This window comes from Massilia sp. S19_KUP03_FR1 (genome assembly GCF_036688685.1).
In the GTDB taxonomy this organism is placed as follows: domain Bacteria; phylum Pseudomonadota; class Gammaproteobacteria; order Burkholderiales; family Burkholderiaceae_D; genus JALYUM01.
Genome location: NZ_JAQQPS010000046.1, coordinates 1 through 12,619, shown reverse-complemented (window position 1 = coordinate 12,619; position 12,619 = coordinate 1). Strand labels below are relative to the sequence as shown.

Genomic DNA, 12,619 nt, shown 5'->3' with positions numbered 1-12,619 from the left:
CGCGTTAAGTCCTTGAATGTAAACGTGTTTTCATGCCGGCCGGACGACGGTGCGGACTTGTGTATAACGAGGTGGGTACAACCTCATCGTGTGTGCTACCGGCGACCGTCTCACATCGAGAACGATTAAATTAATACCGGATTCAACGAATCGTGCATACATGCCTTCGCCAGGCGTGAGCGCAATCACCGTATGGATATACTCGCTACCCCGGAAGGCAAGAATCAGCCGATAAAGAGCCATTTCGGCCCCCCCCGTTCTCAATCCCGTGATGACATGCAGAATGTGTGTCATGACCGCTGGTCCCGCTTGATTGATTGATTATTAACTCCCTCCATTTCTTGGGACAAGGTATCGCTTGCAACGAGCGAAGCGCTATATTGAGTAGGTGCAAACTCGCCCATGGAATGACTTCGCATTCCATATGTGTCGGCTAGAAAGTGGTAGTGTCGCAACACGGCCTCCAACTGTGCGAAGTTTTCATCTGTGTTCACGCCGAAATTATGAGGGTGCCACCACAGGTGAAATATGCCACCCGCTCGCGCCGCTGAGGTCATCGTTCTCTTCAGACGATCCAGGCGCATAAGCGACAATGAGCGCTGATTCGCGCCAAGAGGATACAAAAAAAGACTCGCAGGCACGTTCACAAGCCCCGAGTGCACCTGTGCATGCACCGTGCGTTGGCCACTCAGAGGAATGCAGGCATCTGCAAACCGGGCGATACGCCCTGCAATTCCGCCAGCGACCGCATCACCATTACGGTACAGCCAATGATTCGAATTTCCGCGATACACATGAATTCCGGCATCCGGCAGGACCGACAGGAATTTCTCAACGATCTGATTGCGTGGCAACACCAAGCTGCGAAAGCTGAGGCCCATCTCTGCGCCAATGGCCCGGGCACAGGCCAGGTCCGCAGCGAATTGTTCTGGCGTTGCACCGGGCTCATTGCAATAAAAATGGCTGTATGTGTGTGTCGCCAACTCCTGCCCTGTCGTCTCAATGATCTGCTCAACCAAAGGCCTGGCAAAAAACAGTTTGGCGTGCTCCTTTACCAAGCGCTCCATCACGTAGGGAGAAATATTCGCGCGCGCGTAACCAGGCAGGACGGCAGGCCGCATCGCGCGCCATTGCTTGTAATTTCGGCACATGAGCATTCCAACCGTAGCCCAAGTGGCTTTTACCTGGTGTCGGCGGAATAAGGCGAGCAAGCGTGGTATGGCATGCCATTCACCAAGCACATTGCGGCCGTAACTGGCGACGGTCTGCGTCGCGCTAACGCCCCAAAACAGCTCGAAATCCAGCGAAACAATGAATTTTGCGGGGGGCATGGTGCACCACTACGCCAGATTTTTTTCAATGTTCAAATGTGTACGCAACATATGCATGATACAAATTCCTTGCATGTTTATAATAAGTGGAAAAGGATATCGATGGAGCATCCGCAATTCTGCTGACATACGCGGTATCGACAATAAACCTAGCGATATAGCTCAACTTCCTGCACGACCGGCAATATTCTCCCTGGTCGAAAGCAGTGCAAATGTGGCCAACCAATAGCTTGCAGAATCAAACATCTGATGTGTGAACAAAGACATGAATGCAAACAGGAAAACCATCGCAAGTTGCAATCCTCTATCGGTGAAAAAATTCCCTTTCCATAAAATTACAATCATCCATATCCAGAGCCCTATCCCGAATAGGCCGTACTCTGCTGCCAGCAATAGTATTTGATTGTGTGTACTTGCTCTATAAGACCAAAATTGCGTAGCACCCGCACCCGCACCAAAAAAAGGATTCTGCAAGAAAAGCTCCCAGGCGGCTCTTATCACGTCAGCCCGTTCCTCAGAACTGTCGTCATTTAACTTAAAGCTGGAGAAGAAGTCGAGGCGAGACAGAATATTGCTGAATGCACTCTCAAAATCCTGGCGCGACTGGATGTAACTTTCAAAACTTCCCAGAAAAACAAGAAAAATCCCAACAATGATCGCCGTGACAATCACCGCCGATCTCGGCAAGGTTCTTTTCCAGACGAGAATGAAAAATATCAATACCCACGCAATAATGGATGAGCGTGAAAAGGTGCTTAGAACTGCCGCGCCGGCAAGAATGAAAAACGGCAGTCGGTAATGCATCCTTGTCAGCATACAGCCAAGTAAAAAAATGTGGAGAACCGCTTCGCCCGCCATCGTTGGATTGATAAACATTGCGGCAGCGCGTCCCAGTACTGCCCCCTCAGTTTCCGTTGGATAGAGAAGTCCGGGGTGAGTGAAATCAAGAATGACTGCACACGGAACCAAAATCATCAACAATACGATGGGGTACAGATATTTTCTGCCCGTAGTTGCATAAGGAACAAAACCGAAGATAATCGCGAACAAAATATATTGTGAACGCGTTACCACGAGAGAGCGCCTTGCTTCGCCTTGCTGATCGATAAGATCTAGCCCACTCACGGTACTCGTTGTAGAGAACGCTGCCAGGTGAATGACATTCAGGATTAACAGCAACATAGCCCATAAAAAAAAAGGGGAAAGCAGGTACGGCACCAGATCTCGTTTATTTGTAATCAGCAAGGGTGAAAATATCAAAAATAAACCAAAGAAAATAAACTTCGGAAGCATGGCGGGATTCAACACATAGCAATAGATAGCAAGGTTCGTGTAAATCGCTCCCATGGCGATACCGAGTACACAATTTTTATACCACCGGAGAAATCGTCCACCGGCGGCCGTGTGTGTTCTGAAGGCACCCTTCCGCCGCAGGCGAAATCCGGAGTGATGGGACATCTCGGCACTCATGAACCGTACCGATTCAGAGCTGACGACTTATTCTTGATATTCAATACCGTATCGGCCGGAGATAATTCGTGGAACAGCGCGTCCCACATGCCCGCTATTTTTTCGATAGAAAAGCGCTCTCGGGCTTCACGCGCACGGTCCGCCAACTGGCCTCTGAAGGTTGCATCTCCCATGACACGATCCAGAGCATTGACGAGCGCGGCGGAATTGTTGGGTGGCACAAGCACGCCGTCTATGCCATCCCGAATAATATCGCGCGGCCCTGTGTCACAATCGACGCTCACAGCAGCTAGCCCATGGGACATAGCCTCCACCAGCGCATTGGGAAAGCCCTCGGAGCGCGATGTCATCGCATACAAATCGGCATGAGCATACCAAGCGCCGACGTTTCCGACGATCCCAGGCATGAAGACACGCGTCGTTAGCGCTTGGTCCTTGATAATAGCCTCAAGCGACGCGCGCTCGGGTCCCTCGCCGAGGATTGCAAGATCCCAATCAGGATGTTTCTTTGCAAGCTGCGCGAAAGCCCGGATCAATTCATCGGCGTTTTTCACAACTTCGAGCCTACCAACGGCCAGCAACAGCCTGCGACCAAAAGAAACGCACGCTTGCGGCAAAATTGCAGGCGGATTGTCAGGCAGAGGCCACAGCGCGGCATTTGGAATGACCGCAACACGTCTGGCCGATGAGTGCGCCGTGATCCATTCTGCGCTCTCGCGCGTCAAGGCAATGACAGCGGACAATTGGCCGTACATCTTGCTGCGTAAGTAGCCCCATATTCGCCCCAAGGGGGCATGGGGCGGGTAACAGCGCTCCGATCCAATGGTGCACATATTGGCGAGACCACAACTAGCTAATGCCAGGAGAACACTTGGTGTACTCATCGCTGCGATCGCAACCGTCGGTTCGATCTGCCGTAACAAACGTCGTAGCGCCAGAATGCGCTGTACGTTCTGCCGAAAAGCATCCCATACGCCACGGCTCTGGCCAGCGAGATTCAACGACACCCTGCTCACGCGTCGATCCAACGGGTAAAAATCGTCATTTTCTGACCCTAGTGTGACCACCGTCACTTCCCGCCCTTGATGAATCCAGAAATTAGCCAGGGTGGTGACAACGCGTTCAGCCCCGCCCCCAGCCAGATTGTTTATAAAGAGTAGGATTTTCAATTAAAGCTCTCCGCTACAAAATATTTGATAATGACGGCGAAGCACTGCCTCACTTCGAACGCCACAAGCAGATACTAAAAAAAAGCGTGTTGAACCCATATACGAAGATTGTTCCCAGTGCTATGCCATTGACCCCTAGAGGCGGAACCAGAAGAAGGTTTCCAGCAAGTTTGGCGACGCACCCAATAACCCCTGAGTAGAAAATTAATTTATATCGGTGTTGGCTCAAAGCATAGCTGACAAGAACCATGCATGAGAAATAGAAAGGAAGCTGGGGCAAACCGAAACGGAATACGTCAACCACAATCGCGGTGTCAGCAGCGCTGAACTGACCGCGTTCAAACAGCAATTTGATGACCCAGGGTGCGGCCATATAGCTGAGCAGCATTACCGCGATTCCAGCGACAAACATCAGTCGGGCCCAGTAAGCAGCAACACTGTGGATTTTTGCGGACCATTCGGGCGCAGCCGTGGAGAAAATGGGCAGCGTTGCGCGCGAGACCGCAATTGCGGCCAGGCCGAGTATCAGGGACAACACACGATTTGCGTAGCCGAGAGTCGCGACAGATCCTGTACCCAGACTGACCGCATAAAACTGATCGACAATCACGGTAAAGCTCATCAACGCCTGGCCGCCAATCATGATCCCAAATCCCTGCCAAAACCATCTCCACACAGGCGACGCCAGGGCGAAAGCCGGCGATTCGAACTCATTGCGTCGTGCCATGGGAATGAGGAGAGCAAGCAAATGAAAGACAAATCCAACGACGGTACCCCATACAAGTGGATCGATACCGCCCCCAGGAAAAAACAGAATGGCCCCAGCGATGAATAAGGTCGGTATGCTGTCGAGCAGCGTATTGATATGCCTGCCGGCAGAAAGCATCCATGCAGACTGCAGTGAAACGAGCATTCCAAACGGAAGCAACAGGATCACACCCGGCAGGGCTGCTTCGGCAAAAAGCGCCGTATTCTCCGGCAATCCGCTTCTTCCGGAGGCCAACACAACATGGATCGTAGGCCATGCAAGCAAGGCAAGTACCGTGCCGATCAAGAGCCCGAAGCCGAGGAGTTCGGAACGAAAGCGCGGTATGGCGCCCTTGTCGGCATCACGCATTCGGCCCGCGAGGGGCACGAGTACAGCGGTCAGTACGCTGCACCAGATACCGATAGGCCAGGAAACCAGGCTGTACAGAAACTGATATGCGTCAACTTCGGCTGACAGGCCGTAGCGGAAGGCCACTGCCATTTCTTTCCCGGCGCTGATCAGCTTCCCAAGTAACGTAAAGACCGCCACTGTCAGCATGCCTTTGAAAATTGCAGCATGATGCGGATCTGCCGTTCTGAAGCGCGTACCGAGTGTGCTCAAAAAATTCACTTCTGCCCCTTGCGTGACCTTGGATGCATGATCGACCGCCGCATTGAAAACCAATCCCCCGACGAAGTGCTTCTACATGCACTTATTCAGCTGACAGGAAATAATCTTCCATTTCTGACGCCAAAATTTTCCTGCCGCTGCGCGCTAAATACCATGGTATGGTCGCTTCAAGTCCATCATAAATACGATGAGCCGAAGAATAGCCGAGCTCCCTTACAGCCTTGGCGACATCTGCTTGCGAATGCCGAATGTCACCGTCCCGAAACGCGGCGTAGACCGGGTTTTGGTTGAACGCAATGCCATTCGCCTTCAAAATCGATTTTAAATAATCGAAAAGCTGGTTCAAGGTTGTGGCATCACTCACGGCGACATTATAAATCTCACTGGCTTGACCATTTTGATTAAATGTGGCAAGCAAATTGGCTTCGACAGCGTTGGCAACATAGCAAAAATCCCGGCTTGTGCTACCGTCTCCGTTGACTATTACCGATTTATTCTGCAGCATCGCATTGATCCATTTTGGAATAACTGCAGCATAAGCACCATCAGGGTCTTGCCTTTTTCCAAAAACATTAAAGTAGCGCAGCCCGGTTGTTTTTAATCCATAGCACCGTGTAAAAACATCGGCATATAGTTCGTTGACGTATTTGCTTACTGCATAGGGAGACATGGGCCGGCCAATAATCTGTTCAACCTTCGGCAAGCCAGGATGGTCGCCGTACGTTGAGCTTGATGCAGCAAAGACAAAGGAATTTACCCCAGCATCTCTGGATGCGACCAGAATGTTAAGAAAGCCGCTGACATTGGAATCATTGGTCGCGATTGGGTCCGATATCGATCGTGGAACCGAGCCCAATGCTGCCTGGTGTAAAACATGTTCGACGTGCGTCGCTGCTTCTTTGCATGCATTTCTGTCACATATATCACCATGAATAAATGTGAACCTCCGCCATTGCACATCGCTGACAAGATCGCGCACCTCGTCCATATTATGCTGATGGCCGGTTGACAGGTTGTCCAGGCCGACAACTGTCTGATTCAGTTTCAAGAGACATTCCAGCAGATTGGAACCGATAAATCCTGCGCACCCTGTCACCAACCATTTTTTGGGATGATTCAGAAGATCCCCTTGAATTTTTTCAAAAGCGTTCATCGCTGTCATCCTTAATATTTTCTTAAAACCGGAACATCTCGTTCGACGTATTCAGCCCAATCAGATTATTTTGACTCTCTGCTGCGGCCTTAGTCCAAGGATGACCGCCGGACTAAGGCAGCGTCCCCAATGTCCACGGACGAGTCTCATATACACCGATACATATGCCAGGCCCTGAATCAAAACCAGTGCCACTGCTGCAGGGACGGTATTGCCGAAGAGAATAGCTACAAGGGTTGCGGTAGCCACCCAAGTCGTCACGAAACATGCGACACCCGCATTCCGTCCCCAGGTGTATTTTTGGATGCTGATCTGGTGGCAGGCGACCCGACGATAGAACAGCGAATGAAGGTGCAGGCGATCCGGGGCGCCGACGAAAGCGTTGTGCAATATCGTCCGGCGGTACATGCTGAACAATACTTCGATTACGGGATACGCAAAGATTGCGAGTATTTGCCAGGCGTTGATGCCTGGATTCCTGACGACCGTCAGAATAGCGACTTCCGCGGCCCAGAAAGCGATGAAATAAGCGCCTCCGTCTCCCATGAATAACTTTCCGGTCGGATAGTTCAGGATAAGAAAACCGATGGTCGTGCCTATCCCAGCCGTAGCGAGCAAGGCAACCAGGATGTCCCCCTCCCTCCCGGCTAAGTATCCAACACCGGCCAGCACAATCACAACGGTACCGCCGGCGACACCATGGAAACCATCGACAATATTGATTGAATTCGTGACACCCACGACAGAAAACGCTGTGATGGCCAAAGAGACAGGAATTAAGTGTAGTGCGTCATCAAGTCCCCAAATATCGAGACGAGGCAGATGAGCGCCCAGCAGCCAGGTAGCAAGGATTGCACTCGCGAATATCGATAACAAGCGGACCCGTACCGAAACGTTCTTGGTCAAGTCTTCAATCAATCCAGCAAGAAATGCGGGCATTGCGGCCAGTACAAGTTTCAGTATCGTGATCCTGGCATCGTGCGGCAGGAAAAATTTGTCATTGCCGAGTCCCGCCATGATAGGAATAGCCAGGACACCGCACAACAATGCAATTCCGCCAGTCCGCGGCACCATTTTTTTATGCACCTTTTGAATTCCATTGAAATCATTATCAAAGGAATAACGCCCATGCCAACGGCTGGTAAGAATGCTCATCGCACAGACGACCAGACTCACGACCATCGCCAATGCGGCGGTTTCCAGCAGAACTGGCGCCAATATTTTTGATAGCCCTGCACCGAACACGCCATCAATCTGTTCCCATGCTGACATGACAACCTCCACGTGCGCATCGCATCTCATCGCAATGATTCGCCCAGGTCGGCACAAATGCTGCCTGGCCGGAAACCGCCAGACTTCGCTGTTTGCGTTCCTGCGCAATTGCGACTCGCTCAATCAAACTAGCTGGGTATTACTTTAGCGTGACGCCGTCGACTATCAGATTGGAAAAATCGATCTATCTGGTGATAATATTTCGATACACATTTATTTTTACGATTAGTTCCACTATAAAAATTTTCCCCGAGAATGCAGTAGTCCTTGTTCCCTGAAGATCTTTAAATGGAGGAAGGTCGACGGCATATTTTTTAACAACGCCGTCACACAATTCAAGAGAAATGGAAAATCAGTGATAGTCTTGGCGTCGCTGTGTGGGATTGCCGTGCATTCAGGAATCACAGAGTAGAGGCTTTGCCGGAAGTGGATATCGCAAGGCGGAACAGTGCAGCGACGGCGGCGCGCATTTCAAGCATCCCGTCGAAGGCCATTGCATTGGATAACGACGAATTTTCTTGTCTCCGTAGCCGCCAGTGCAGGCCAGCCTGCACCGCCAGCCCTTCGACAAGCTCAGGCCTGCGACGCTTTTTTTCGCAGTTTATCGCTATTTTTCCAGTCAGAAATGTCGTCGCTGATCACGAAGTGACGACCTACCAAGAAGCCACGGGATCCATTCGCATGCGCCACAATGAAATTTTTCAACATAGAGGCAATGATGCCAAGGACTATCCCTATCAAGCAGGACATTGCAATCATGACGTTCAGCCCGAGCGTCGTTGGCTGGGTAGGCGTTTCTGCGCGGTCGACCCAGCGTATATTGACACTATTCGAGAGCAGTAGTGCATCGAGTTTATGGCGAGCATTAACCAGAGCGATGTTCATCTCGCTGTTGATTTGTTTATCCCGGTTAGCGCTGAGTATCTCATGTTGTGCCGATGCAATCATCCGTCGTTTCGACTCGACTTCGTCGAAATCACGGCGTACATTCTGAATGATTGTTGTTAGCGTGATTATTTCAGGATGCCCATCGGCAAACCGACCTGCCAATTCAGTTTTCCTTTGTTCTTTTTCATCCAGCTTCGCTTTCAGCGCAACTGACTGCTGGGCGAGAATACGTTCTTCCTCGCTTAAGTCTGAGGTCCCAAAGCGGCGAAGAATCTGGTTGATCTTGACGTCCAGTTCGCGCAGACGTTTCACGGATTCAGTCACTTGCTGATCGTAGAAAAGCAGTTGGCTCTTTGCCTCGGCCGTTCTTAGGGAAACCTGCTGACTGATGTACTGCGCGCCGATTTCGTTCAGAATACCGCTGACCAGCTCCGGCTTCGATCCTTGCAATGAGACAGTGATCACGTTCGACTGTTTTACTTTTTCCGAGATCGCCAGTGAGCGCTGCAACTGTTCCACGACCTGATATTCCGGACGCTGGCTCACCATAAACTGTGCACCCGGCCGCGCCCTTATTTCCGCGACGAGAATTGTGACGGGCCCGTATTTTGTCTGAAGCTTCGCCATGCTGCCTACCCGCGCTTTTAGCCTGATTCCCGAGGTATTTTCGCTGAGTGTCAATTCGTCTCTGGCTGTGACGGTGAGCGTGACAATACGTCGCTGCAGCCCCGGCGGAACGGTGAAATTGGCTAGCCGCACCCGATCCGCGCCCCATACATAACCGCCCCGGCCGAACAAGCCCGGTGAGGAGATGTCCGGGTTCCTTGCCGCTACGAATCCACCGATCACGGGAAATAACTTTGGTTCGATGCTGATATCGAGTTGAAGCGCATTGACAACACGTGTCAGGATTGCGCGCGAGCGCAGGATCTCCACTTCGGTTGCTGCGGGAAGGTCTGCCTGCAGTTCGCCGGAAAGCGGTGCGCTGCGCTTTATCTGGATGAGGATGTTCGACTCGTAGATTGGCGTGACCGACAAGGCGTACAGGATGCCGCACATCGCAACAAAGCAGGCAATTCCCGAAATCAGCCATCCATTGCGCAGGATATTTTCGACAGCAAATAGCAATTCGGACGATCTATTGTCGCGTCTTCTTTTTTTGCGTAACTGCTGCAAGTATCCATCCACCCTGTTGTCCTTAATTGGCATCATTTTTCGCCACCCGGATTTTTTAAAATGATCGCATCGACATGAATCGAGATTTCCTTCAGTGCTGCTCAACGTCATCGCAGCATGCCGGATCGGGCATTAGCTCTGCGCGTGCCGGCGCCCGCGTATTTTCTTGATAGCACCTGCTGCAGGTTTGAAGGCGTTCGGCAAATTTTCCGGTCACGGTATCCGGCGCCACCGACCGTGCGTGAAGGAGATAGAGCGTCGTGGTGTAAGTTGATCCGCCTACCACGGGCAGGATACGGACCTGGTTCTCATTGAGCGCCTGCTGAACCTCGTGCCTGGGCAACCATGCATACCCGATACCCTGCCTTAGTACGCGAAACGCCAGATCGAGGCTGCTGACGTTCCAGACTTGCGTAAATAGTGATAATCGATAGCTGGCTTCAGTCGCGACATAATCGTCGATGTCTGAAATTACCACTTGGCACTGGCTACGCAGTTCGTCGGACGTGATATCCCGTTTAAGTGCGAACAACACACTTGCGGGATGCGCGACTGCAACATGTTCAACTTTGATCAATTCGTTTCCGACAAATCCCTCCGTCATCTGGGTAGTGATTGCCAGGTCAACGGTGTTGTTATGGAGCGCAGACTTGGCCTGCTCATGCGTCGCTTGCCTGACACGCAGTTTGACTTTAGGTAGGCTCAACGAGAATTTTCGAAGTGCAAGCGGGAGCAGCTCGGCAGGAAAAATGGGGGCGCTTGCCAGCCGAATTTCAGATCCCCATCCTTGCCTGAGGTTCTCTGCCAGCTTCTCGAGCTCGATTGCATGCCGGACGAGGAGCCTTGACCGCTCAAGCAATATTCGTCCTTCATCCGTTATTTTGGCCTTGCGTCCATTTAAAACGAGAAGCGGCACACCGAGTTGATCCTGCAGCTTGGCCACTGCATGGCTGACCGTCGACTGCGTGACATTCAGACTATCCGCTGCGCCAAAAAATCCGTCGGAATCAATTACAGCATGAAACATTCTCCATTGCTTAAGGCTAATTCTTAAATTTCTTCCTTTCAGGGACGGCACGCCCATGTTAACGCGATCCACGCCTGCTGGCGCTCCTGTATGGAAAGAAATATCGTTCGGGTCGATCATCATGTTAGAAACCGTCAAGTTATACACGGGCGCTTGTCTTCGTCGTGTGTTCTTCAAAAACCTCAAGTGAGGCAAGAGATCATGCCACTTTTCGATATACCGATGCAGTTATGCAAGTTAAACTTTTGACTGGTTGAAAAATAGAATCATGACGCCGAAGTTCCGCCACCTTTTAACTTTTTTCATATTAAACAACTTGTTTTTTTAGATACTGCGTGTGGTCAAGCTATCAGTCGGTGATTTGGATGTACGCATATTTTTAAGTAAATCGATGTGAGTATCTTTCAAACTACTGGCACACGCACAATGTTTATCGATACCTATATTTCTAGGGAAATTCTATTGTGACTGTTTAGCAGCGAAGCACGCGTGCAGAAGAACCCGGTGATTTTCTGTTTGGCCTTGACTGGGCACGCGCAAGGCGGACTCGCCAACGTTGTTGCTGAACGGCCTGCCAAGTCGCTGATCAAGCGCAGGACTGCGTCGACGTGAAGGCGGAAGCGGCGCAGCAGATTGGTCACGACTGCCTGCTTGCTGCGGCCACGCTGGCCCGCCATACTGCACCAGTTCGGTCACGCCAGCGGGAAAGCCGCTCACCTGGGTCTCGCCGCAACCACAGGTCATCGCCAGCGTGCTGTGTTCGACGATATCGAACGCGCTTACCGGCACACATCGATGTCCTGGCGCCGCTCGGCCACGATGACTTGCGTTGCGACTGTTCCTGGCGACCTTCCATTCCAGTGCCGCCAATCGTTCCCTTAGTGTCAACACGATGCCCTCAAGTTTGCCGGGCGTGAGGGCGGAGAGGTCGGGAGCGGTGCGCTGTTGTGTCATAGCCAGCAAGACCACTGCATCAGTCGATCGCGCAATGCCTGCGGACAAACGTCGTTCCCCGCCTCACTCACCCCAAATTGACAACTGCGGCGAAGCAGAATTACATTCTTCTTTGCCGCTGCCGTTTCACATCCGACCACCGTCGGGGTGAAGCTTAGCCCGGTACAGCGCTACTTCGGGAAGTAGCGGTCGCACGGTTGCACCGTTCTTACCCGGACCAGTATGAAATGGCGCTACCTTTGCCGAATTTTAGCCCCCCATCGGCTTGAGGCATCGAATACGATGCGATTCAATAACATAATTACGATCATTTCAATTGCACTTGGCGTCATCATCAATGTCGCTACCGACCATTCTGGCGGGTGGAGCGGAATCGGCTACTCCGTCATGTTCGGGGTGCTTCCGCTATTAGCGCTGCTCGCGCTGTTGATCATCAGCTGCCTCTTTTCAACGCTAACGAAGACACAAAAACTAGTTATTGCAATAGGCTTTGCATATGCGCTGCTCATAGTCGTGATTATTTCAGGCACCAGACCGCCCTGGACTGGCTTCCTCTTTCCATCTGCCGCATGGCTGCTTCCACTACTGGTCTGGAATTTTTTATTGCAGTGGTTTCGGCACCAAGATTCGTCACGCCGCAGCCCAAGCAGTTTGTGAGAACGCAATTCGTTGCCACCCGGACCTTGATGGCCTCCCGCAAGTTGCGATGCACGAATGCGCTATCTGTCAAGACCCGCTTGGTTATAGACGCGTTTAACGAATAATTCTGGCTTTTTATCGTGCCAGTTTTTCAGTGCCTGG

9 protein-coding genes are annotated in these 12,619 nt (G+C 51.5%); 1 reads left to right on the top strand and 8 read right to left on the bottom strand.

All coding sequences use genetic code 11. The annotated features are described in order from the left end of the window. Nucleotides 1-290: 290 nt before the first annotated feature. The 8 genes from V6M87_RS26720 to V6M87_RS26685 all read right to left on the bottom strand — a co-directional run bounded on the left by V6M87_RS26720 (nt 291) and on the right by V6M87_RS26685 (nt 10,987). Nucleotides 291-1,331, bottom strand: coding sequence for a polysaccharide deacetylase family protein (locus V6M87_RS26720; protein WP_332879715.1), 1,041 nt, complete (start codon nt 1,329-1,331; stop codon nt 291-293). Between the two features lie 162 nt (nt 1,332-1,493). Further along, on the bottom strand, nt 1,494-2,789 hold the full coding sequence (locus tag V6M87_RS26715; protein ID WP_332879714.1) for an O-antigen ligase family protein: 1,296 nt from the start codon (nt 2,787-2,789) through the stop codon (nt 1,494-1,496). An 8-nt stretch (nt 2,790-2,797) separates the two neighbouring features. Then, a complete protein-coding gene (locus tag V6M87_RS26710) occupies nt 2,798-3,970 on the bottom strand; it encodes a glycosyltransferase family 4 protein (RefSeq protein WP_332879713.1) in 1,173 nt (390 codons plus the stop codon). A 49-nt stretch (nt 3,971-4,019) separates the two neighbouring features. After that, nucleotides 4,020-5,348, bottom strand: coding sequence for a murein biosynthesis integral membrane protein MurJ (gene murJ / locus V6M87_RS26705; protein WP_332879712.1), 1,329 nt, complete (start codon nt 5,346-5,348; stop codon nt 4,020-4,022). 82 nt (nt 5,349-5,430) lie between these two features. Then, nucleotides 5,431-6,501 (bottom strand): SDR family oxidoreductase, encoded by a 1,071-nt coding sequence (locus V6M87_RS26700; RefSeq protein WP_332879711.1) that lies wholly within the window; start codon nt 6,499-6,501, stop codon nt 5,431-5,433. A 60-nt stretch (nt 6,502-6,561) separates the two neighbouring features. Beyond that, nucleotides 6,562-7,773, bottom strand: a complete 1,212-nt coding sequence (locus V6M87_RS26695; RefSeq protein ID WP_332879710.1) for an MraY family glycosyltransferase — start codon at nt 7,771-7,773, stop codon at nt 6,562-6,564. Nucleotides 7,774-8,346: 573 nt separating this feature from the next. Then, nucleotides 8,347-9,873, bottom strand: coding sequence for a Wzz/FepE/Etk N-terminal domain-containing protein (locus V6M87_RS26690; RefSeq protein ID WP_332879709.1), 1,527 nt, complete (start codon nt 9,871-9,873; stop codon nt 8,347-8,349). A 55-nt stretch (nt 9,874-9,928) separates the two neighbouring features. Further along, nucleotides 9,929-10,987, bottom strand: coding sequence for a LysR family transcriptional regulator (locus tag V6M87_RS26685; RefSeq protein WP_332879708.1), 1,059 nt, complete (start codon nt 10,985-10,987; stop codon nt 9,929-9,931). Nucleotides 10,988-12,040: 1,053 nt separating this feature from the next. Between V6M87_RS26685 and V6M87_RS26680 the strand changes: the two genes are divergently transcribed. After that, the gene (locus V6M87_RS26680) at nt 12,041-12,475 is read left to right on the top strand and encodes a hypothetical protein (protein WP_332879707.1); all 435 of its coding nucleotides are present in this window, start codon (nt 12,041-12,043) and stop codon (nt 12,473-12,475) included. The last annotated feature ends 144 nt before the right edge of the window (nt 12,476-12,619 follow it).